Annotated in this window: 21 protein-coding genes; all 21 read right to left on the bottom strand. The window is 55.0% G+C overall.

Annotated features, from left to right (window positions below; translation table 11 throughout):
• Positions 1-338: 338 nt before the first annotated feature.
• Positions 339-1,274 (bottom strand): FUSC family protein, encoded by a 936-nt coding sequence (locus tag KNP06_RS03835; protein WP_214710577.1) that lies wholly within the window; start codon positions 1,272-1,274, stop codon positions 339-341.
• Positions 1,271-2,071, bottom strand: a complete 801-nt coding sequence (locus tag KNP06_RS03830; protein ID WP_251126246.1) for a hypothetical protein — start codon at positions 2,069-2,071, stop codon at positions 1,271-1,273. The genes KNP06_RS03835 and KNP06_RS03830 overlap by 4 nt, the downstream gene beginning before the upstream one ends.
• Positions 2,072-2,205: 134 nt before the next feature.
• Positions 2,206-2,832: an orotate phosphoribosyltransferase gene (pyrE, locus tag KNP06_RS03825; RefSeq protein ID WP_214710575.1), complete on the bottom strand. Its 627-nt coding sequence runs from the start codon at positions 2,830-2,832 to the stop codon at positions 2,206-2,208.
• Complete coding sequence (gene pyrF, locus KNP06_RS03820; protein WP_214710574.1) at positions 2,816-3,520, bottom strand: orotidine-5'-phosphate decarboxylase; 705 nt, start codon at positions 3,518-3,520, stop codon at positions 2,816-2,818. Before pyrF ends, pyrE begins: the two co-directional genes overlap by 17 nt.
• On the bottom strand, positions 3,495-4,421 hold the full coding sequence (locus tag KNP06_RS03815) for a dihydroorotate dehydrogenase (protein ID WP_214710573.1): 927 nt from the start codon (positions 4,419-4,421) through the stop codon (positions 3,495-3,497). The genes pyrF and KNP06_RS03815 overlap by 26 nt, the downstream gene beginning before the upstream one ends.
• Entirely contained in the window at positions 4,418-5,137 is a 720-nt protein-coding gene (locus tag KNP06_RS03810) for a dihydroorotate dehydrogenase electron transfer subunit (RefSeq protein WP_034777108.1), read from the bottom strand. Before KNP06_RS03810 ends, KNP06_RS03815 begins: the two co-directional genes overlap by 4 nt.
• Positions 5,134-8,337 carry a carbamoyl-phosphate synthase large subunit gene (gene carB / locus KNP06_RS03805; RefSeq protein ID WP_214710572.1) on the bottom strand — a complete coding sequence of 1,068 codons (3,204 nt, stop codon included), beginning with the start codon at positions 8,335-8,337 and terminating at the stop codon, positions 5,134-5,136. The genes KNP06_RS03810 and carB overlap by 4 nt, the downstream gene beginning before the upstream one ends.
• 1 nt (position 8,338) lies before the next feature.
• On the bottom strand, positions 8,339-9,421 hold the full coding sequence (locus tag KNP06_RS03800) for a carbamoyl phosphate synthase small subunit (protein ID WP_214710571.1): 1,083 nt from the start codon (positions 9,419-9,421) through the stop codon (positions 8,339-8,341).
• Positions 9,399-10,679 carry a dihydroorotase gene (locus KNP06_RS03795; protein ID WP_034777102.1) on the bottom strand — a complete coding sequence of 427 codons (1,281 nt, stop codon included), beginning with the start codon at positions 10,677-10,679 and terminating at the stop codon, positions 9,399-9,401. The genes KNP06_RS03800 and KNP06_RS03795 overlap by 23 nt, the downstream gene beginning before the upstream one ends.
• Positions 10,676-11,581: an aspartate carbamoyltransferase catalytic subunit gene (locus tag KNP06_RS03790; RefSeq protein ID WP_214710570.1), complete on the bottom strand. Its 906-nt coding sequence runs from the start codon at positions 11,579-11,581 to the stop codon at positions 10,676-10,678. Before KNP06_RS03790 ends, KNP06_RS03795 begins: the two co-directional genes overlap by 4 nt.
• Positions 11,582-11,711: 130 nt before the next feature.
• The gene (locus KNP06_RS03785; protein ID WP_214710569.1) at positions 11,712-13,013 is read right to left on the bottom strand and encodes a solute carrier family 23 protein; all 1,302 of its coding nucleotides are present in this window, start codon (positions 13,011-13,013) and stop codon (positions 11,712-11,714) included.
• 48 nt (positions 13,014-13,061) lie between these two features.
• Positions 13,062-13,595: a bifunctional pyr operon transcriptional regulator/uracil phosphoribosyltransferase PyrR gene (gene pyrR, locus KNP06_RS03780; protein WP_034777096.1), complete on the bottom strand. Its 534-nt coding sequence runs from the start codon at positions 13,593-13,595 to the stop codon at positions 13,062-13,064.
• A 199-nt stretch (positions 13,596-13,794) separates the two neighbouring features.
• Positions 13,795-14,706 carry an RluA family pseudouridine synthase gene (locus KNP06_RS03775; protein WP_214710568.1) on the bottom strand — a complete coding sequence of 304 codons (912 nt, stop codon included), beginning with the start codon at positions 14,704-14,706 and terminating at the stop codon, positions 13,795-13,797.
• A complete protein-coding gene (lspA, locus tag KNP06_RS03770; protein ID WP_214710567.1) occupies positions 14,706-15,179 on the bottom strand; it encodes a signal peptidase II in 474 nt (157 codons plus the stop codon). The genes KNP06_RS03775 and lspA overlap by 1 nt, the downstream gene beginning before the upstream one ends.
• 58 nt (positions 15,180-15,237) lie before the next feature.
• Positions 15,238-17,964: an isoleucine--tRNA ligase gene (gene ileS / locus KNP06_RS03765; protein WP_034777090.1), complete on the bottom strand. Its 2,727-nt coding sequence runs from the start codon at positions 17,962-17,964 to the stop codon at positions 15,238-15,240.
• A gap of 270 nt (positions 17,965-18,234) precedes the next feature.
• Positions 18,235-18,780: a DivIVA domain-containing protein gene (locus KNP06_RS03760; RefSeq protein ID WP_021067053.1), complete on the bottom strand. Its 546-nt coding sequence runs from the start codon at positions 18,778-18,780 to the stop codon at positions 18,235-18,237.
• Positions 18,781-18,798: 18 nt separating this feature from the next.
• Positions 18,799-19,569 carry a YlmH family RNA-binding protein gene (locus KNP06_RS03755; RefSeq protein ID WP_034777088.1) on the bottom strand — a complete coding sequence of 257 codons (771 nt, stop codon included), beginning with the start codon at positions 19,567-19,569 and terminating at the stop codon, positions 18,799-18,801.
• Positions 19,570-19,842 (bottom strand): YggT family protein, encoded by a 273-nt coding sequence (locus KNP06_RS03750; protein ID WP_021067051.1) that lies wholly within the window; start codon positions 19,840-19,842, stop codon positions 19,570-19,572. It lies immediately after the preceding gene.
• Positions 19,843-19,846: 4 nt separating this feature from the next.
• Positions 19,847-20,314, bottom strand: coding sequence for a cell division protein SepF (locus KNP06_RS03745; RefSeq protein ID WP_029595732.1), 468 nt, complete (start codon positions 20,312-20,314; stop codon positions 19,847-19,849).
• 23 nt (positions 20,315-20,337) lie between these two features.
• Positions 20,338-20,991: a YggS family pyridoxal phosphate-dependent enzyme gene (locus tag KNP06_RS03740; RefSeq protein WP_034777085.1), complete on the bottom strand. Its 654-nt coding sequence runs from the start codon at positions 20,989-20,991 to the stop codon at positions 20,338-20,340.
• Positions 20,988-21,749 carry a peptidoglycan editing factor PgeF gene (gene pgeF / locus KNP06_RS03735; protein ID WP_214710566.1) on the bottom strand — a complete coding sequence of 254 codons (762 nt, stop codon included), beginning with the start codon at positions 21,747-21,749 and terminating at the stop codon, positions 20,988-20,990. Before pgeF ends, KNP06_RS03740 begins: the two co-directional genes overlap by 4 nt.
• Positions 21,750-21,761 lie beyond the last annotated feature (12 nt).

Raw genomic sequence — 21,761 nt, 5'->3', positions numbered from 1 at the left:
TCGCCGGCACCCTCCGTTCCTGGGGCGATGCGGATGCCTCCACAGTGCGTACCGCACTTTACGGGGTCATCCTTGCATCGCTCTCCCCTAGGAGTTCGGGTGCCGGCCCGGACATAGGTTGGTCCTGCTTCTTTTTGGTTTTCCTCTAATACGTAAAGATGAAAGATTGCTTGTCCGTGGCGCCGGAGACTCCTACAGGATAGCAATCCGACGGAGACCCAGCAGCGACGCTAGTCGCGATGCGGCTCCGGGATTGCCTGTGGAAAGCGAAGGCGCCTAAAGGACGGGCTCTCAATCAATCATAAAGCAAGGCCCCGTCGCTAAAACGGGGCCTTGCTTCATTTCGGATTATGTTTGAACGCTTCGAGCTGTTCATGATAGTCGAGCAAATGCCCGTGTAAGATTTCAGAAACGGATAGATCCTCATGCGGCAACGTGAACAGCGAATACGGCTTGTCACACGTGTAGAGGATGTCGTGATGATGCGCAAGGAGATATAAAAATTCGGATTCGAACGCCCGGCGTTCTTCCTCACCAATCAATAATAGTGCCTCGCGGTGTTCGGCGAGACTCTCGAGCAGCAAGACGAGCTTGTCCTCAAGGTGAATCAATAGACGATACTGTTTGATCGTCAAATGCTTCAATGTCACGTTCGTCACTTTCATGTCTTCTTGGAGCATCATGTGCAGCTCCTGATGCCCGAGGATGCGGGCCCGCGTCTCAAGCAATTCTGATGGGGATCCGACAAGTTCGCGCCAATGGTGGAACATGTAGGCCGATGTCTTTCGAATCTCACTGAGCAACCGATCTTCATAACGAGGCGGCAGGAACGCATAGTTCACTCCGAGTGAGACGAAAACACCGACGGCCGTCAAAAGCGAACGGGTCCACGCATAATGGAAGAAGTCGGTCGTCGGGTTCTCGAGCATGAGCACGATTGCGAACGCCGCGTACGTCGACATGTGTGTCTTATCGAACGTCGTGTTGAGCGTGAGCGCCACGATGACGGCGAGCCCGATCGAGATCGGGTTGACTCCGAACGCGTAGACGATCAAGAGACCGCACATGAGCCCGACAATCGTCCCGAAGATTCGACTGAAGACGATATTTGATGACCGTTTCACGGTCGGTTGCATCGCGACGACGGCCGCGATGGCCCCCATGCCTGAATAGATGCCAAACACGTACCACGACAAGGCGATCGTGATGGCGACGGCAATCCCCGTCTTTAATGTCCGGAGTCCGACTTTAGGGATGTAACGTTTGTTGATCATTTAAGTTCGACCTTTCCTGTCTCGGAAATGAGTTCGATATTCGGTCGGTTCGAGTTCGACAGATGATACACGCCGCCCCCGATTTCCTTGAACCGCTCGGATGCTGTCACGTTGCCGGACGTGGTGACGTTCACTTGTCCGGTCGCATTGCGCGGCTCGTAGGCGAGCGTCCCAGCCTCGGTCTGAACCGTCAAGCTTTGATTGACGACGATGTCACCCACGGTCGCATTCCGATAGGAGCGGATATTTCCCGTGACGACCCGGACGGTCTCTAATGTCGCATCACTCCGCGTCTCGACACGAAGTCGATCACTTTCGAGTTTCTTTACATTGACTGCGTTCGCCTCCAAGACAATCGTCTTAGCGATCAATCCTTGTCCCGTCACTTGCTCGGCCTCGACATCAATCGACGTCATCGAGCTCGGCAAGGCGACGCGAATCTTATAACGGGACGGCTCATCGCTCGCCCGACTGCCGAATTGACTCAGTTGGCCATACCGCTCGACGACCGAGATTGTGTCGCCGACCGATTTGACTTTGATGCGACGCTCTTTCGAGTTCGTCTGCAATACTTCAATCTGAACCTTCTCATTCGTGCTCCGAACAAATTCGACGTTACCATGCGCCGTCTCGAGCCGAAGCCTCTTCATCTGGTATCGGTCCTCGTACGTGTCCCCGAGTGCCAACACATGGCTGAATACGAATAAATTCAAGAAAAAAATGAGGGGCAAGACGGTGAAGACGAGTCCGAACGCGATTTTACGATGTTTCGGGATCGCTTGAAAGCGAGCTTTCAAGGACTTTCCCTTCATTCTAGAATACGCCATACACATCTCCTTTATTAACTACTTTCCCTATTCTAACACGTTCAGTATGCCATGTTACCAATTGAAAAAGAATCCGCCCGGAGGTGGATTCTTAGAAAGGTAAATTACGATGTGACACGAGCGCTCCAACCTGTCGGATCATTTCGCCAGTCACGTAAAGTAGCAGCCTCTTCTTTACTGATGATTCGCTTCTTGACGGCTACCTCGAGCACATCCAACAGTGTAATCAGTGCATGCGCAGTGAAGCCGGAGTCCAATAGATTGATGTGAAGACGGCTCAGACTGTAGGAAAAGATCGCTTGAATCTTGATCACTTCCCCGCCGGCTTTCTGGATCGCTTTGGCGGCCTCGATGCTCGATGAACCGGTCGACAACAAATCTTCAATCACGACGACACGAGCGCCAGGCTCGAACCGACCTTCGATTTGATTCCCTTTCCCATGTCCTTTCGCACTCGAACGGACGTAGACGAGCGGCAAGCCGAGCCGGTCGGCGACAAGCGTCGCATGAGGAATTCCCGCTGTCGCTGTCCCGGCGATGACATCGGCGTTGAGCGGACGGATCGCTTCGACGAGCGCATCGATGATGAGATTGCGGACATCAGGATAGCTGAGCGTCAAACGGTTGTCACAATAAATCGGACTCTTCATCCCGCTCGACCATGTATACGGGTTCTCGGGAGAAAGGGTCACGGCCTCGATCTGTAATAAAGCTTCAGCGATTTGTCTCATACGTTCGACTCCATTCCTGTAAGTAGTATTCATATGCGGCGTTCGGGTCTTCGGCTCGGGTGATCGGCCGGCCGACGACGATGGCCGACACGCCGCCCTCACGCGCCGCTCTCGGTGTGGCGACGCGCACTTGATCGTCTACTGTCTCGTTCATCCGGATACCCGGCGTCACGGTCAAAAACGATGAGCCGAGCGCTTGGTGAATCGCATGGGCCTCATGCACGGACGCGACGACCCCGTCGAGTCCGGCCCGATCGGCCATGGCTGCCTGGCGAAGGACGGCCTGCTCCAGACCGCCTTTGATGTTTAATTCTTCAGAAAGCATCCGTTCATCGGTAGACGTCAACTGGGTGACCCCAATCAATTTCGTCGTATCGGTCACATCACGTAAGCCGTCTAAGGCGTAGCGCATCATCGTCTCGCCGCCGAGTGTATGGACGTTCGTCAACTCGACGCCGAGGCGGCCGATTTGACGGAGCGTCCGCCGTGCCGTCTCCGGGATGTCGTGGATTTTGATGTCTAAAAAGACGGGGTATCCATTGTCGACGAGTTGCTCGACAAAACGCCCCCCTTCCCGATAGAACAGCTCCATCCCGACTTTGACGGCTGGTTTCTGATTGATTCGTTCCAATAGACGGAACGCGTCGGCGCCCGTCTCGACATCAAGCGCGAGATACAGTCTGTTCATAAGCTTTCCCCCTGATGTCTAAAATGTGATCGATGCCAAGTTCGTCAAGTCGTCCCGGCAACGCTTCGATGATTTCTTGACAGACGTACGGGTTCTCAAAATTGGCCGTTCCGACCGCGACCGCTGAGGCACCTGCGTAGATAAACTCTAATACGTCGTCCACCGTCCGCACGCCGCCCATCCCGATAATCGGGATATCGACGGCCTGAGCGACTTCATACACCATCCGAATGGCGACCGGTTTGACGGCAGGGCCAGACAAGCCCCCGATTCGATTGGCGAGAATCGGTTGTCCGGTCGTGACGTCGATGCGCATCCCGACGAGCGTATTGATCATCGTGATCCCGTCGGCACCGGCCGCTTCGACCGCCTTGGCCATCGCCGTGATCGATGTGACGTTCGGTGACAGTTTGACGTAAACCGGTTTCGTTGACGCCGCTTTGACAAGTCGGGTCAATTCGGCCGCCATCTCAGGATCGGTCCCGAACTGCATCCCGCCGCACTTCACGTTCGGACATGAAATGTTCAGCTCGAGCGCTTTAATGGTCGGGTCGGCACTCATCTGGCGGGCGACGTGAATATACTCTTCTGGCGTCGAGCCGGCCACGTTGGCGATGATCTCGGTATCAAATCCCGACAGGAACGGAAGCTTGTCTTCGATGATGGCGTCGACACCTGGATTTTGAAGGCCGATGGCGTTCAGCATTCCTTGTGCCGTTTCAGCGACACGGGGCGTGACGTTGCCGAATCGCGACTCGCCTGTCGCCGCCTTAATCATAATACCGCCTAATATCGATAAGTCATAGAGTTTGGCGAACTCTTCACCGAATCCGAAACAGCCTGACGCCGGCATGATCGGATTTTTCAACTGTAAGCCTGGCAAATCGACGTGTAATCTCATAGCGTCACCTCTTCCGCACGAAATACCGGTCCGTCACTGCACACTTTGACGTAACCGCCTGGCGCTTCGCACACGCAAGCGAAACAAGCTCCAATGCCACACCCCATCCGATTCTCGATCGAGATATATCGCTCTTCGATATGTGATGCGGCGACTGCCTTCAACATCGGTTCCGGTCCACAGCTGAACAACACATCGGCCTCGACCCGCGCGAGCGGGCCGGTCACAAATCCCATTTCCCCATACGTTCCGTCGACCGTCGTGATGATCGTCTCCCCCAGTTCACGGAACGCGTCTTCATAAAAAATGCTCGTTTTCGTATCAAACCCGAGAATCGCCACCGTCTCAATCCCGCGTGCGGCGAGCAGACGCCGCGTGTAGTAGAGCGGTGGCACCCCGATGCCCCCACCGACGAGGACGACACGCTTGCCTGTTTGCTCGAGCGGGAAACCGTTGCCGAGCGGTCCGAGGACGTCCAAGACGTCTCCCGTCCGACGAGCGGCCAAATCTGCCGTCCCGCTACCGATGACTTTATACAGGAACGTGACGACGTTGCCTTCGACGTTCGCGACCGAGAGCGGCCGGCGCAACAGCTCTGACGTCTTCACGTGGAAGAACGTGCCCGGCGCGACTTCTTGCGGTGCGATTTCGACTTTCATCTCCATCGTCGCTGTCGCAATCAATCGGTTCGATAAAATGGTCGCGAGTTGTCTCATACGGTCACCCCGAATGTCGTGAACGCCGGCAAACTCGTTGTTTGGAACGACAGGCTCTCGATGACTTGGAGCAGCGCCTTAACCGTATCGAGCGACGTCAGACAGAGCACGCCTTGCTCGGCCGCGGCCCGACGGATGATGAACCCGTCTTTCGTCGCGAGGGCGTCACGCGTCGTCGTGTTCAAGACGATGTCGACTTCTCCTCGTTCGATGACGCTCAGCATCGTCTCACCAGACTCATTGATCTTCCCGACCGGATGGACCGGTAGGCCGTCTGCTGAGAGCGCCTGCGCCGTACCGGACGTGGCCATCAGGCGGAATCCGAGTCGATTGAAACGGCGGGCGATGTCGAGCGCCTCTTCCTTGTCTTGGTCGGCGACCGTCAATAGGACATTCCCTTTCAAGGCGATCGTCATGCCGGCGGCGACGAGCCCTTTATACAGTGCTTTTTCGAGCGTACGGTCTGTCGCCATGACTTCACCGGTCGATTTCATTTCCGGCCCGAGCGACGGATCGACTTCTTTTAATTTCGCGAAACTGAACACTGGCACTTTGACCGAAATCGCGTCCGCTTCTGGATGCAGGCCGGTCCCTAACCCTAAATCTTTCAGACTCGTCCCGAGAATCGTCTGCGTGGCGATGCGCGCGATCGGCAGGCCCGTCACTTTCGAGATGAATGGGACGGTCCGGCTCGCCCGCGGGTTGACCTCGATGACATATAAGTCGTCCGCGTAGACGAACTGGATATTGAGCAACCCTTTGATTCGGAACGCCTTGGCGAGTTTGATCGTGTAATCGACGACTTTTTCTTTCAATGCCTCACTCAATCGTTGCGGCGGATACACGGCGATCGAGTCACCCGAGTGGACGCCGGCCCGTTCGATATGTTCCATGATGCCCGGGATATAGACGTCGGTCCCGTCACAGATGGCATCGACTTCAATCTCGATGCCCGTCAAGTAGCGGTCGATGAGGACGGGACGGTCTTTCGAGGCGACGACGGCGTGGCGCATATACCGTTCGAGCTCCGAGCGCTCATAGACGATCTCCATCGCCCGACCTCCGAGCACGTATGACGGGCGGACGAGTACCGGATAACCGAGCATATCGGCGCAAGCGACGGCCTCTTCGACCGTGACCGCCGTCTTGCCCGGCGGTTGGGCGAGTCGTTCGGCCGAGAGCGTCGCTTCGAACGCTTTCCGGTCTTCAGCGCGGTCGATATCTTCAAGCGACGTCCCTAAAATTTGGACCCCTTCTGCTTCGAGCGAGGCCGCCAAGTTGATTGCCGTCTGACCGCCGAACTGGACGATGACGCCGAGCGGCTGTTCGTTGCGGATGACCTCGAGCACGTCTTCGGTCGTGAGCGGTTCGAAGTAGAGCCGGTCCGAGATCGAGAAGTCGGTTGACACCGTCTCCGGGTTATTGTTGATGATGATCGCTTCGTAGCCTGCGTCACGGATCGTCTGGATCGAGTGGACGGTCGCGTAGTCGAACTCGACACCTTGCCCGATCCGGATCGGTCCCGAACCGAGGACGAGAATCGATGGTTTGTCCGTCTTCACGGCCTCGTTCTCGACTTCGTACGTCCCGTAAAAGTATGGTGTCTCCGAAGCGAACTCGGCCGCACACGTGTCGACCATCTTATACACCGGGCGGATGCCCCAGTCGTTCCGAAGCGATTTCACCGTCTCCACAGTCTCATTCGTGATTCGGGCGATCATCTTATCGCTGAAGCCGAGACGTTTCGTCTCGATGAGGCGTTCTTTTGAAAGCGGCTCATGCTGAAGCGTCTCTTCTTGTTGCCAAATCCGAGCGAGTTTCGATAAGAAGAAACGATCGATTTTTGTCAGCTCATGCAACTGTTCTGTCGAGTAGCCGCGACGGAGCGCCTCATAGAGCATCCACAACCGCTCATCCGTCGGTGTCGTCAGTTCGCGATCGAGCTCCGCGGTACTTAGTTGCGCGAGGCGTGGCACGGCCAAGTCTTCTGTCCCGAGTTCGAGCGAACGGACGGCCTTCAAGAGTGCTTCTTCCAAATTACGGCCGATCGCCATCACTTCCCCGGTCGCTTTCATCTGCGTGCCGAGGCGACGATCAGCCGTCTCGAACTTATCGAAGGCGAAGCGCGGGATTTTAGCGACGACATAGTCGAGAGCCGGTTCGAACGAGGCGTAACTCGTCTCCGTCACCGGGTTCTTCAGTTCTGACAACTTGTATCCGACCGCCACTTTCGCAGCCAGCTTGGCGATCGGGTACCCCGTCGCTTTCGAGGCGAGCGCCGAACTGCGCGAGACACGCGGATTGACCTCGATGACGTAATACGTGAAGCTGTCCGGGTCGAGGGCGAATTGGATGTTACATCCGCCTTCGATGCCGAGGGCGCGGATGATGTCGAGTGAGACGCTGCGAAGCATCTGATAGTCGCGGTCAGACAGTGTTTGTGTCGGTGCGAAGACGATCGAGTCGCCCGTATGGACCCCGACCGGATCAAAGTTTTCCATCGCACAGACGATGATCGCTTGGTCGCTCGAATCGCGCATCACTTCATACTCGACTTCTTTCATGCCAGCGATCGATTTTTCGAGCAACACTTGTGTCACCGGGCTCGCTTTCAGTCCCGATTCGACGAACTGCTCAAATTCATTCCGGTCATGGGCGATCCCGCCACCGGTTCCTCCGAGTGTGTACGCCGGACGGATGATGATCGGGTAGCCGATCCGTTCCGCAAAGCCCCAAGCCGACTCGAGTGACTGCACGATCTCGCTTTCCGGGACCCCGTGCCCGAGTTTATACATGAGGTCGCGGAACTGTTCCCGGTCCTCAGCCTGTTCGATGGCCGATAATTTCGTCCCGAGCAATTCGACGCCGCAATCTTCAAGCACGCCGCGGCGGTCGAGTTCCATCGCCAAGTTGAGGCCGGTCTGGCCGCCGAGTGTGGCGAGGAGCGCGTCCGGACGTTCTTGACGGATGATCCGCTCGACGAACTCCGGTTCGAGCGGTTCGATGTAGACGCGGTCCGCCGTCGTCGGGTCGGTCATGATCGTGGCCGGGTTCGAGTTGACGAGGATGACCTCGTATCCTTCTTCTTTCAAGGCAAGACACGCCTGGGTACCAGCATAGTCAAATTCTGCCGCCTGTCCGATGACGATCGGGCCGGATCCGATTACAAGGATTTTCTGAATATCTGGTCGTTTTGGCATGTCACATTCCTACTTTCTGTTTGTTTTCTTGGACGATCTGCATGAAGCGGTCAAATAAGTCGTTGGCGTCATATGGACCCGGTGCCGCTTCCGGATGGTATTGGACCGAGAACGTCGGATGATGCAAGTGCTTCACCCCTTCGACCGTGCCATCGTTGACGGCGCGATGCGTGACGATGAGTCCGGTCGTCGCGAGTGATGCCTCATCGACCGCGTAGCCGTGGTTTTGGGATGTGATTGTCACCGCGCCGGTCTCAAGTTCGAGCACCGGATGGTTGGCGCCGCGATGGCCGAACGGGAGTTTGAACGTATTGGCCCCGCTCGCGAGTGCGATCAACTGATGGCCGAGACAAATTCCGAAAATCGGCAACACCGGCATGAGGCGCTCGATGAGCGGCAACGCCATCGGGACGTCTTTCGGGTCCCCCGGTCCGTTCGACAGCATGACGCCATCCGGTTCATAGCGCATCACTTCGTCGGCCGTCACGTCGTGCGGCAAGACAACGACTTCACAGTCGCGTTTCACGAGTTCACGCATGATGCCGAGCTTCGCACCGAAGTCGATGAGGGCGATACGCGGCCCGCGGCCCGTGCTGACATACGCCCGCTTTGTCGAGACGCGCTCGACTTGATCGGTCGGAAGAAGGACGTCAAAGCGATCCTGGACCGATGCCCACGTCGATTCCCCATCGACCATGACGCCGCGCATGACGCCACGTGAGCGGAGATGACGCGTCAACATCCGCGTGTCGACCCCTGCTAGACCTGGGATATTGAAGCGGAGAAGCGTATCACTGAGCGTTGCGGTCGAGCGGAAGTTCGAAGGCAAATCGCACACTTCTTTCACGATGAGTCCTTTCGCCATCGGTACGGTCGTCTCAAAATCTTCCCGGTTGACGCCGTAGTTGCCGATCAACGGGTTCGTCAGCACGATGAGCTGGTCGCAGTACGATGGGTCCGACAACATCTCCTGATACCCGGTCATCCCGGTCTGAAAGACGACTTCTCCGATCGTCTCGACGTCTGCGCCAAATGCTGTTCCTACAAATGAAGTGCCGTCCTCAAGCCATAATGTTCGTTTCATCGAATCTCCCCTTATATACGATTTTCCCAGCCGCGATCGTCATCACCGGCCAGCCTACCAGTTTCATCCCCGCGAACGGTGTGTTTTTTCCTTTCGAGCGGAATGTCGTCGGATCGACCACTTGCTCCGTCTCCGTATCAATGAGGGCAAAGTCTGCCGCCCGTCCGACTTCAATCACACCGTACGGTAACCCGAACACGTCGCTCGGACGTTTCGTCATCCAGTCGATGAGCGCCGCTTCTTCCATCTGACCCGTCTTGACGAACGTCGTGTACAAGAGCGGGAACGCTGTCTCGAATCCGGTGATGCCGAACGGGGCCCGTTCCATGCCGGCTGCTTTTTCTTCGGCTGTGTGCGGGGCGTGGTCCGTCGCGATCATATCGATCGTCCCGTCGAATAAGCCTTCAAGGAGCGCCTCACGGTCGTCACGGCTCCGGAGCGGCGGATTCATTTTAAAGTTCGGGTCGAGGCCCGGGATATCGTCTTCACAGAGGACGAGGTGATGCGGTGTCACTTCGGCCGTCACCCGGATGCCGGCTCGTTTGGCGTCGCGGATGACACGTACCGACTGTCGTGACGAGACGTGGCAGACGTGATAGTGACAGCCCGTCTCTTCGGCAATCAAGACGTCACGGGCGATATGGATGCTTTCGGCGAGGCTCGGGATGCCTTGGATGCCGTGTTCTTCACTGAACCGGCCTTCATGGACCGAACCGGCCTTGAGCGTATTGTCCTCGCAGTGGGCGACGACCGCCTTATCGAGACGTTTCGCTTCCCGCATCGCCTCACGCATCATCGCCGCCGATTGGACGCCGACGCCGTCATCGGTGAACGCGAACGCATCTGCGAGCGAAGCCATGTCGACTTGTTCGGTGCCGAGCTGTCGTTTCGTGATGGCGGCGTATGGAAGGACGCGTACGCTTGCGTCTTGCTCGATTTTAGCCAGGAGCTGGTCCATCGTCGCCCGGTCGTCCGGGACGGGACGTGTGTTCGGCATGGCGCAGATTGTGGTGAACCCGCCGGCCGCAGCCGCCTCAGTACCCGTCTTGATCGTCTCTTTCTTCTCCCCGCCCGGCTCGCGCAAATGAACGTGGACATCGACGAGCCCCGGAATGAGGAGCTTCCCTGTCGCATCGATCACTTCATGTCCTTCGGTCGTGCCGTCATAGTCGATCGAGCGGATTTCGCCGTCCTCGATCAATAGATTCGTCGTCCGTTTCGTGTTCCCGTCATACCAAGTTGCGTGTTGAAGTATCATAATTGTCCCCCTAATGCTCGATTTAAAATGGCCATCCGGGCGTAAACGCCGTTCGTCATCTGTGGAAAGATCCTCGACTTCGGATGTTCAATCAAACTGCCGGCGATCTCGACGTCACGGTTGACCGGTGCCGGATGCATGATGATCGCTCGTCCTTTCATTCGGTCGACGCGTTCGGGCGTCAACCCGTAGCGCGCATGATAATCTTCCTTCGAGAAGATGTCGCCCATGATGTGGCGTTCGTGCTGAACGCGGAGCAGCATGACGACGTCACAGTCCGCTAACACATCGTCGAGGTCCCGATGCTCGAGCCCCATCGACTCGTCCCACCAAGAGGCGGGGCTGCAGCCGACGACGTTCGCCCCCAGGCGTTTCAATACGCTTGCGTTCGAACGTGCGACGCGGCTATGGACGAGGTCGCCGCAGATGGCGATGTTCAACCCTTCGAACGTCTTGAACTCTTCAAAGATCGTGACGAGGTCTAACAGTGACTGCGAGGGGTGCTCCCCGCTCCCGTCACCGCCGTTCAACACCGGGATGTTCAACTTTTCAACGAGTTCATGGTAATAGCCCGACTCCGGATGGCGGATGACGAGGGCATCGACCCCGATTGCCTCGAGCGTCTTGCACGTGTCGTACAGCGTCTCGCCTTTCGTCACCGATGACGTCGCCACGTCGAACGGAATCTCTTGTACTTTCAAGTGCCGTTCGGCCATTTGAAACGAATTTTTCGTTCGCGTCGAGTTTTCAAAGAACAAGTTCGCGACCGTCTTGCCGTCGAACAAGGGTGGCATGTCCCCTTGTTTGTAACGTAGCGATTCCTCGATCAATCCCATGATCTCATCGAGCGAGAGCGTATCCAGACTGACAAAATGCTTCGGTTGTTGTTTGATTAAGTTCATGTTCGTCTCCTCCTTTTGTGTGAAGGCAAAGAGAAAAGGCGTCTCTTCACCTACGTGAAGGGACGCCTTCATTTGGGTAAACTACACCCAAATAAACGAGCCTTCACTTTGCCGACCTCACGGGATCGAATTAAAAGTTACTTGCTTGTCGTGTATCTTCAGTTGTTTCGGCAGCAGCTTCGTGGACCGCTTCTTCTTTCGGCAAGAAGGCGTTCAAGAGGATCCCGACGACTGTGGCGAGTGCCATCCCTTGAACCGGGAAGCTTCCGAGTTGGACCATGGCCCCACCAAGTCCGATGACGAGGATGACCGAGGCGATGATGAGATTGCGTTTCTCAGCGAGGTCGACGTTGCTTTCGACCATCGTCCGCAGACCGTTCGAAGCGATGACTCCGAACAAGAGGATCGAGATGCCGCCTTTGACCGGGTTCGGGATCGTCGAGATGAACGCTTCGACGTGACCAAGGAAACCAAAGCTGATAGCCATGAGCGCTGCTCCGGCGATGACGTAGACACTGTACACTTTCGTGATGGCCATGACCCCGTTGTTCTCACCGTAAGTCGTACACGGTGGACCACCGAGCGCCGAGGCGACCGCTTTCCCGACCCCGTCGCCGAGGAGTGTCCGATGGAGACCTGGATCTTTCATCGTTTCGCGTCCGATGATTTTTGACGTGACCATTTGGTCGCCAATATGTTCCGTCATCGTGACGAGCGCGACCGGGACGATGGCGAGCAGTGCTCCGACTTGCCACATCGGCATGTAGTCGACGAACACCATCGTGAAGTCAGGCAGTTGGAACAAGCTCGCTTGACCGAGCGCCGAGTAGTCGATGATGCCGAACAGGGCGGCGATGATGTAACCACCGATGATACCGAACAAGATCGGTACGGCGCCCCATACTCCTTTGAACGTCGTCATAGCGAACATCGTGATGCCGAGCGTGAGAAGCGCGACGGTGATGAACGTTCCATTGTAGGCACCGTCTTTGTTCATCGACATGTCGATGGCGACCGGTGCGAGCGATAAGCCGATGACCATGATGACCGGACCGACGACGACTGGCGGCAAGAGGCGCAGCAACCAGTTCACACCTGTCTTATAGATGATGAGCGAGACGACACCGTAAACCGATCCGGCGATGATGCCACCGAACAAGGCGGCTTCGACACCCCATTGCTGGCTGACGGCGATGATTGGGGCGATGTAGGCGAAACTTGACCCGAGATAGGTCGGGACTTTGAAGCGGGTAATCGCTAGGAATGAGAGCGTGGCCACACCGGAAGCGACGAGGGCGACGGACGTGTTTAGGCCCGTCAAAATCGGGACTAAAATCGTCGCTCCGAACATGGCGAAGACGTGCTGCAGGCTGAAGAGCAGCCATTGCGGTAAGTGAGCGGGACGCTCGTGGATGTTGAGGATGGGTTTCATATGTGGTTCTCCTTCCTGGCCTCTCTGGACCACCTTAAAGGTTTTGGATTATTGCTGTTTGATAAACACTTCGTCTGTCGTGTCGACTTCACTGAGTCGGACGACGACTTGTTCTGACTTCGAGGTCGGGACGTTCTTGCCGACGAAGTCTGGGCGAATCGGTAGCTCGCGGTGTCCCCGGTCGATCAAGACAGCGAGCTGGATGTAATCCGGACGACCGTGGTCGACGAGTGCGTCCATGGCGGCTCGCACCGTCCGGCCCGTGTAAAGGACATCGTCAATCAAGACGACCGTCTTGCCGTTGATGTCGTGTGGCAGTTCAGTCGCTTTCACTTCCGGGTCAAGTGACTTCTTAGACAGGTCATCCCGGTACAGCGTGATATCTAAGTTACCGAGCGCGATCGGTTTGCCTTCTATTTCTTCGATGCGGCGGGCGAGTCGGTCGGCAAGCGTCTCGCCTCGGGTTTTAATCCCGACGAGCACGACGTTGTCCGTTCCTTTGTTGCGCTCGATGATCTCGTGAGCGATTCGGGTAAGTGCACGGCGGATGGCCGCTTCATCCAATATGGTAGAACGTTTCAAACGTTTCCCCCCTCTCTCAAATTATACAAAAAGAAGACTTCCTCATCCGGCTGGAAAAGGAAGTCTTCATATATGAGGGCAGACCTCTGCCTCAAATAATCGACGTGTCGTGGCCGCAGCCACAATCCTTTCACAGCCTCTCTGGACTGGGTTTAAAGGTGTTATGCTTCCTAGACTATAAATCGGAATCGGTTGAAAGTCAACGCGTTTTCTCGATTTTGTCCAATTTTGCAAGTTCCGCTTCGAAGTCGGCCGGGAGCGGCGCCTCGAATTCGAGCCATTCGTCCGTGCGTGGATGGAAGAAACCGAGCGTCGCCGCATGGAGAGCTTGTCCGTTCAATTGAATCGTGCGGCGCGGGCCATATTTCGGGTCACCAGCGAGCGGATGGCCGATATAACGCATATGAACACGGATTTGGTGCGTCCGTCCCGTCTCGAGCTTACACTCAACGAGTGTGAAGTCTTTATACCGCTCGAGCAGACGGAAGTGCGTGATCGCTTCTTTCGCGTTCTTGTCCGTCACTGTCATCCGCTGACGGTCGTTCGTGTCACGCCCGATTGGCGCCTCGATCGTCCCGAGCTCATGGGCAACTTCGCCGTGGACGAGAGCGATATATTCACGCTTGATTTTACGATCCTTCAACTGGCTCGCGAGCGATTCGTGGGCCACATCGTTTTTCGCGACCATGAGGAGACCGGTCGTGTCTTTATCGATGCGGTGGACGATGCCTGGTCGTTTGACACCGTTAATGCCTGACAAATCGTCACAGTGATAGAGGAGTGCGTTGACGAGCGTGCCTGATGTATGACCAGCCGCCGGATGGACGACCATGCCGCGTGCCTTGTTGACGACGATGACATCCTCGTCCTCATAAACGACGTCGAGCTCGATATTCTCTGGCAACACCTCGAGTTCGACGGCCTTCGGGACCGTCACGACGATTTCGTCGCCTTCTTGCAGTTTATAGTTCGGCTTGACGATCTGGCCGTTGACGAGGAGGTCCCCCGCCTTGATCCAGTCTTGGATTTGCGAACGTGACCAGTCACTTTGTTCGCTCATCCATTTGTCGATACGTGCCTTTTCTTCGGCGACAAATGTGTAAGTTTCCATTACGATTGTCCCCTTTCTTTGTTTAATTTTTCTTCGAACAAGACGCCGATGATCATGAAGATGACCCCGAACGTGAGCGCCATATCGGCGACGTTAAAGATTGGGAAGTTGTAGCCGAACGGATACGTGTCGACGAAATCGACGACTTCACCACGGAATAGACGGTCGATGAAGTTCCCAATTGCACCGGCGAGCAATAACCCGACGCTATAACCGAGCAGATCGAATCCGTTCACTTCTTTATGCAAGAAATAAATCAAGCCGACGACGACGATTGCGGTGACGATGAAGAAGAACACCATCTGCCCTTCGAGCATGCCCCAGGCCGCGCCTTTATTGCGGTAAGACGTCAAGTAGAGCAATTCAGGGATGAGCTCGATTGACTGCCCGATCGTCATCGTTTGGACGACAATCCATTTCGTTACTTGGTCGAGCAAGATGAGGAAAAGTGCTAATCCGTAATAACGTTTCATCAGATTCTCCTTTCAAGTCATAAGAAACCGGAGTGGACGATCGCCACTCCGGTCCGGCTTATGCGATGACTTCAGTACAACGCGGGCAAAGCTCTGGATGTTCAGCATTTTGACCGAGTTCGGTCGAGTATGTCCAGCAACGGGCACAAGCGGCACCGTCAGCCTTCATGACGCTGATTTCGGCCGTCGCATAATCGACATCGGCCGATTCGACGTAATCGAGTTGCGACACTTGAAGCAACTGACGAACGTTATCGATCGTCTCGAGCAACTGTTTCGTCTCACCTTTTGGCGCGACTTGTAGTTTTGCTTCGAGCGGTTTACCGATCAACTTCTCGCCACGGGCGATCTCGATCGCTTTCAACACGTCGTCACGGAACGTGAGGAACTTCGACCATTTAGCAAGCAATGCCGTCTCATCTTCTGTGAGAGGTGCCACTGCCTCAAGGTCTGTCAAGAAGACGCTATCAGCTGTCTTCGCCGGCACTTCTTGCCACACTTCGTCCGCTGTGTGCGGGAGGATTGGTGCAAGCAATTTCGTGAGCGTGACGACCGTGTCATACATGACCGTTTGAACGGCACGACGACGTGCGTCGTCTTCACGTTCGATATATAGAATATCTTTCGTGAAGTCGAGATAGAACGACGACAACTCGTTGACACAGAAGTTATGGCTCAAGTGATAGACAGCCATGAAATCGAACGTGTCGTACGCTTTGACGACTTTCGTCTGAAGTTGCTTGAGTTTTGTCGCCATGAAGCGGTCCGCTTCCGGCATGTCTTCGAAGGCGACACGCATCGATGGGTCGAACCCGTTCAAGTTACCGAGCAAGAAGCGCAACGTGTTGCGGATCTTCCGGTAGACTTCCGACACTTGTTTGAAGTTATCGTGCGATGCGCGGACATCCGACTGATAGTCGACCGACGATACCCAAAGACGGACGATTTCCGCTCCGTATTGTTTGACGAGATCGTTCGGTGCGATCGTGTTGCCGAGTGACTTCGACATCTTACGGCCGTCGCCGTCGAGGACGAAGCCGTGGCTGAGCACGTTGCGATACGGCGCTTTGCCCGTGGTCGCGACTGCCGTCGAGAGTGACGAGTTGAACCAGCCGCGGTATTGGTCCGAGCCTTCAAGGTACAAGTCGGCCGGACGGCGCAAGTTATCGCGCTGTTCGAGTACGCCCGCATGAGACGAACCTGAGTCAAACCAGACGTCCATGATGTCGAGTTCTTTCCGGAACTCGCCGTTCGGGCTGTTCGGGTGTGTGAAGCCTTCTGGCAACAAGTCTTTCGCTTCACGCTCATACCAGACGTTCGAGCCGTGCTCATGGAACAAGTTGGCGATGTGGTCGATTGTCTCGTTCGTGATGATCTCCGTGCCGTCCTCGGCGTAGAAGATCGGAATCGGGACGCCCCATGCCCGTTGACGGCTGATGACCCAGTCCCCACGGTCACGGACCATGTTGTAAAGGCGCGTCATGCCCCACTCCGGTACCCAGTTCACTTCTTCGATTTCACGAAGCATGTCGGCACGGAAATCTTTGATTGACGCGAACCATTGTGGTGTGGCGCGGAAGATGACCGGTTTTTTCGTACGCCAGTCGTGCGGGTACGAGTGCTTGATGAATTTCAAGTTGAGGAGGTAGCCGTTCTCTTCAAGCTTCATGCCGATTTGTTTGTTCGCGTCTTCATAGAACAAACCTTCGAAACCTGGCGCCTCCTCTGTCATATAACCACGGTCGTCGACCGGGCAGAGGACGTCGAGTCCGTAAGCTTGTCCGACACGGTAATCGTCTTCCCCGTGACCTGGTGCCGTATGGACGAGACCTGTCGCGTCAGCCGTGACGTGATCGCCGATCATGACGAGCGATGTCCGGTCATAAAGCGGGTGCTGAGCCGTCATGTGTTCGAACTCGCGCCCGTTCCAAGAACCGCTCACTGTGTAATCCGTCCAGCCGAGTGCCGTCGTCACGTCTTCGACGAGCGTTTCGGCAACGATGTATCCTTTGCCGTCGTGCTCGATGCGCGTGTACGTCAACTCGTCGCTGACCGCGATCCCAAGGTTGGCCGGGATCGTCCATGGTGTCGTCGTCCAGATGACGAAGTGGTCCGTTGTCGCTAAGACGTCTTTGCCGTCGACGACTTGGAACGCCACGTAGATCGCCGGTGACTTCTTGTCATAGTATTCGATTTCTGCCTCGGCGAGGGCCGATTCAGAAGACGGTGACCAGTAGACCGGTTTCTTCCCTTTATAGATGTAACCCTTCTCGGCCATCGTCCCGAACAAGCGGATTTGAGCCGCCTCATATTCCGGCAATAGCGTGATATACGGGTTGTCAAAATCAGCCATCAGTCCGAGACGCTTGAACTGCTCGCGTTGCGAGTTCACTTGTTCCATCGCGTACGCCGCACACTTCTCGCGGAATTCGGCGACGGTCATCTCTTTACGATTGACGCCTGCTTTTTGAAGCGCGTTCTCGATTGGGAGACCGTGTGTGTCCCAGCCCGGGATCATCGGTGACTGGTAGCCGTTCAATGATTTGAAGCGGACGATGATGTCTTTCAATACTTTGTTGAGCGCATGGCCCATATGGATGTCGCCGTTCGCATACGGAGGTCCGTCGTGCAGGATGTATTGTGGCTTTCCGGCATTTTTTTCTTGGACGCGGTTATATAGGTCCATCTGTTCCCAAGCCTCGTGCATGGCTGGCTCGCGTTTTGGCAGATTTCCGCGCATCGCGAATTCTGTTTCAGGCATCAATAGTGTATCTTTGTAGTTCATTGAAACTCCTCCTGCATCTTTTTTTGACAACAAAAAAACCCGCCCCTAATAGGGACGAGTTGGTCGACTCGCGGTACCACCCTACTAATCTCAGGGAAAGCCCCGAGACCGCTCTTGGTAACCGATAACGAGGTCAGGCGGTCGCGCTTACTAACTTCAGCCCGACACTCATAGGGGATACCGATAAAGTCTTTCTCTTAGGCTTGCACCTTCCCTAAGTCGCTTCGTAGGTATGACTTTATCGACGTGTCCTAATCGACGTATTGTGTATTATCCGTGATGTTTGGTTGGTATGACTTCGTCGTCATTATACGCAAGTTCGGTCGTATCGTCAAGAACCGTCTGGACCGGCGGCTCCCCGACAATCGTGTCCCATTCCGTGCTGTTCAAGAGCTCCATCTGAGCATCGACGAGGACGCGGAAGCGGGTCCGGTACAACTCGACTTTTTTGAGCATTTGAATGACTTCGCGCTCAGCGAGCTGTTCTTTACGTGACGCTTCTTCCTCACGGGCGAGCGCCTCGCGTTCGGCCTGCTTCAAAATGAGACTCGCTTCTTTCGCCGCGTTCGTCTTCACTTCTTCAGCTGCCTCTTGGGCGACGATAATCGATTTGTTCAATGTGTCTTCCATTGAGGAGAAGTAGTCGATACGGGCTTGCATATCGTTGACGAGTTCTTCGTACCTTCTATTCTCACGAATCAATAGCTCAAACTCTTTGATGATTTGATCTAGAAATTCATTGACCTCATCGATATCGTACCCGCGAAAACGAGTCGAGAACTCTTTATTATGAATATCAATCGGTGTCAACGCCATTCGACTTTCCTCCTAAGTTCAACGTATGATGCCATACTGGATTTTTATTTTCTCACGTTTCGTCGAGCCGAGAATCGCCGTCAATTTGACACGGCCATACCCTCGGATCGAGACCAAATCGTCTGGTTCAAGGATGAAGCTCGCATCGTCAATCGGTTTATGATTCACTTTGCAGTCTCCATGTTTGACGAGCGCCTGCGCTTTTTGCCTTGATAATCCGAGCACTTCGCTGACGACCGTGTCAAACCGGAGCGATGAGACGATTCCGAACTCGTCGCTCCATTTGACTTCGGGCACGACGAGCACGGACTCGGGCGGTACCTCTGAGATGCGAATCCGGGCCTTGCCGACCCGGTCGACGTTCATCTCGATGAACCCGACCGCCTCACGCGTCGTCGCGAATTGGGCGACGCCGTCGTCGAGGACGACATCTCCGAATTTTTGACGCTTCAACCCAGCGTTCAAGAGCGTACCCGTCACTTGACGATGCGTCAATTCGACAAATTTGGTTGGATAGTCGATTTGACGAATCGCGATATCAAAATCGTTCGGGTCGAGCTCGTAATAGTCCGGAGCGAGGATGAGTCGACGCCGTTCCGCGCCTTCAAATCCGCCGTCCTCATAAATCGCGAGCTGCTTCCCGACGAGTTGCCGGACGATTTGTTGCTCGCGTGGATCTAAAAAGTCCGTCACTTTAAACACATAGTTGTCCTCGACTTGTTGAACCCAATCGAGCACTTGCTCGACAAACGGGCGCTCATTCGGACGATAATGATCGAAGACGCTCATTTAAATACCGAAAATCGCTCGCACTCCAAATTGTGCCATCCGTAACACAAATAAAGCGACGATTGGGGAGATATCGAGCATCCCGCCAATTGGTGGGATGATTCGACGAAACGGGTTTAAAAACGGCTCGCATAGATACGATAAAATTTGACCAAATTTAGATTCGCGCGCATTTGGGAACCACGATAATAAAATATAGGCAATCAAGACCCAACTATAATACCCAAGTAATGTAACGATCGTGTTGCCTAACGCAGGTATAGCATTTTCCATTCAGTTACCACCCTTTACTATTGAGTTCGTCCTCCGAAATCAAATTCGAGATCGATCCCGTCAACTCGATGTTGTTTGGAGTACATAAAATCGTGTTATGTCCAATCGACGTCATCGTCCCTTCTAACGCATAGACGACACCTGACAAGAAGTTGACGACTTGACGAGACTGCTCTTTCGACATCCGTTGGAGGTTGACGATGACGGCCCGGTTCTCTTTCAATTGGTCGCTGATGTCTTGGGCTTCGGCGAATACACGCGGTTCGGCCAAGACGACTTTTGAACGTTCTTTCTTCTTCGTGTTCAACGCGACGATATTGTTTGATGTTTTCGGACGGTCCTCAGTTTTGACGATTGCCTCCGTCATCGGTTGTGTCTTCGTTTCGGCGACAGCATACTCGTCTCCTTCGAACTGGTTGTTCGGATCTTCCTCGAGTCCAAAGAAGTCCTTCATTTTGTTTTTGATTGACATAACGGATTCCTCCTTAAAATATATTATTGCACAAGTACGGTTCCAATACGAACAAACGATGCACCTTCTTCGATCGCCAACGTGTAGTCGTTCGACATCCCCATTGACAGTTCGGTACACGGTGCATGTGGATAGGCAAGACCTGCGACGTCATCGCGCAATTGTCTCAAGTTTCGGAACGTCTCCCGAATCACCGTCTCGTCCTCTGTGAACGGTGCCATCGTCATCAATCCGATGATCCGCACGTGAGGATACTGTTTACAGTTCTCGATGAACGGGATGACTTCCTCTTTTTCGAGACCATGTTTTGATGCTTCGCCCGATATGTTCACTTGCACGAAACAATCGATCACGCCTTGGGCGCGCTTATTGATCTCTTCGGCGAGCGAGAGGCGGTCAAGCGAATGGATCGCTGCCACATGGTCGATAATTTGTCTCACTTTACGTGTCTGCAGGCTGCCGATGAAATGAAACTTGGCATCAGGCGGCAACTGCTCGACTTTTTCAAGCAATCCTTCGGGACGATTTTCGCCGAAGTCGCGGATGCCTTCCGCATAAAGGGCGTTCGCCACGTCGGGACCGACCGATTTCGTGACCGCGATGAGCGTCACCGCTTGATCGGTCCGATGCGCGTCGATCGTCTGTCTGACTTGATTCACATTATTCGCTATACTCACGATTTCTTCTCCTTGACGAGGACGGCCGCAAATCGACGTTTGGCATCTCCGTTCCGATATGAGAAAAAGCTTCGATCGGCTACGGTCGACAAGTTCGATTGGGTCACCTCGATATTTCGTTCAGTGGCGAGCGTCTCGTTCACTCGTTGCAGGGATAGATGGGCATGGCCCGCTCGTTCGTCCGAGACTGACGCTTCATAAGCGGCCGGCGAGACAGCTTCGACCGCATCAAGGACACGGCGGTCGACCTCGTAATGGTCGGCCGTGATGGCTGGTCCGACAAACATATCAATATCTTGTTCCGGTACGCCCAATGTTGCAAATGCATCGGTCATCGAGGCCACGATGTTACCGACTGTCCCTTTCCAGCCTGCGTGTGCGACACCGATGACGCCATGGTCTTTGGCGCAAAAGAACAGCGGGACACAATCAGCGAACACGAGGGCGAGCGGTAACGAGTCAACCGTCGTGACCAGACCGTCCGTCGCCGGAATCGTCTCATCGTAACGGTACGCCCCTCTGCCTCGGTCAGCGTCTCCGACGACTTCGACGTTTGTTTGATGCACTTGGTCAGCCCATACCGAATCAGCGAGGTCGAGACCGGCCGCTTCGAAAAATTGCTTCCGATTGGCGACGACTCGATTCGGCTCATCTCCGACGTGGAGTCCGACGTTGCCTTCGTTATGCCCATCGGTCCGGGTCGTGACGTAGGCGCGGTAGCGATCCGTCTCGGTTTCCCATGTATGTAACAGTCGCATATGATTCTCCTT

It is taken from the genome of Exiguobacterium sp. s21 (assembly GCF_018617975.1).
Taxonomy (GTDB): Bacteria; Bacillota; Bacilli; order Exiguobacteriales; family Exiguobacteriaceae; genus Exiguobacterium; species Exiguobacterium mexicanum_A.
The sequence above is the reverse complement of the archived record's forward strand: the minus strand, read 5'-3'. Positions and strand labels throughout refer to the sequence as shown.

Excerpts from the sequence above, each read along its gene's own strand:
- KNP06_RS03810 (WP_034777108.1), bottom strand. The coding sequence starts at position 5,137 with ATGAGACAACTCGCGACCATTTTATCGAACCGATTGATTGCGACAGCG.
- KNP06_RS03815 (WP_214710573.1), bottom strand. The coding sequence starts at position 4,421 with ATGAGATTACACGTCGATTTGCCAGGCTTACAGTTGAAAAATCCGATC.
- ileS (WP_034777090.1), bottom strand. The coding sequence starts at position 17,964 with ATGAACTACAAAGATACACTATTGATGCCTGAAACAGAATTCGCGATG.
- lspA (WP_214710567.1), bottom strand. The coding sequence starts at position 15,179 with ATGAAACGTTATTACGGATTAGCACTTTTCCTCATCTTGCTCGACCAA.
- KNP06_RS03750 (WP_021067051.1), bottom strand. The coding sequence starts at position 19,842 with ATGGAAAATGCTATACCTGCGTTAGGCAACACGATCGTTACATTACTT.
- KNP06_RS03785 (WP_214710569.1), bottom strand. The coding sequence starts at position 13,013 with ATGAAACCCATCCTCAACATCCACGAGCGTCCCGCTCACTTACCGCAA.
- KNP06_RS03835 (WP_214710577.1), bottom strand. The coding sequence starts at position 1,274 with ATGATCAACAAACGTTACATCCCTAAAGTCGGACTCCGGACATTAAAG.
- carB (WP_214710572.1), bottom strand. The coding sequence starts at position 8,337 with ATGCCAAAACGACCAGATATTCAGAAAATCCTTGTAATCGGATCCGGC.
- pyrE (WP_214710575.1), bottom strand. The coding sequence starts at position 2,832 with ATGAGACAAATCGCTGAAGCTTTATTACAGATCGAGGCCGTGACCCTT.
- KNP06_RS03775 (WP_214710568.1), bottom strand. The coding sequence starts at position 14,706 with ATGGAAACTTACACATTTGTCGCCGAAGAAAAGGCACGTATCGACAAA.
- KNP06_RS03755 (WP_034777088.1), bottom strand. The coding sequence starts at position 19,569 with ATGAGCGTCTTCGATCATTATCGTCCGAATGAGCGCCCGTTTGTCGAG.
- pyrF (WP_214710574.1), bottom strand. The coding sequence starts at position 3,520 with ATGAACAGACTGTATCTCGCGCTTGATGTCGAGACGGGCGCCGACGCG.
- pgeF (WP_214710566.1), bottom strand. The coding sequence starts at position 21,749 with ATGCGACTGTTACATACATGGGAAACCGAGACGGATCGCTACCGCGCC.
- KNP06_RS03760 (WP_021067053.1), bottom strand. The coding sequence starts at position 18,780 with ATGGCGTTGACACCGATTGATATTCATAATAAAGAGTTCTCGACTCGT.
- KNP06_RS03790 (WP_214710570.1), bottom strand. The coding sequence starts at position 11,581 with ATGAACTTAATCAAACAACAACCGAAGCATTTTGTCAGTCTGGATACG.
- KNP06_RS03745 (WP_029595732.1), bottom strand. The coding sequence starts at position 20,314 with ATGTCAATCAAAAACAAAATGAAGGACTTCTTTGGACTCGAGGAAGAT.
- KNP06_RS03795 (WP_034777102.1), bottom strand. The coding sequence starts at position 10,679 with ATGATACTTCAACACGCAACTTGGTATGACGGGAACACGAAACGGACG.
- KNP06_RS03800 (WP_214710571.1), bottom strand. The coding sequence starts at position 9,421 with ATGAAACGAACATTATGGCTTGAGGACGGCACTTCATTTGTAGGAACA.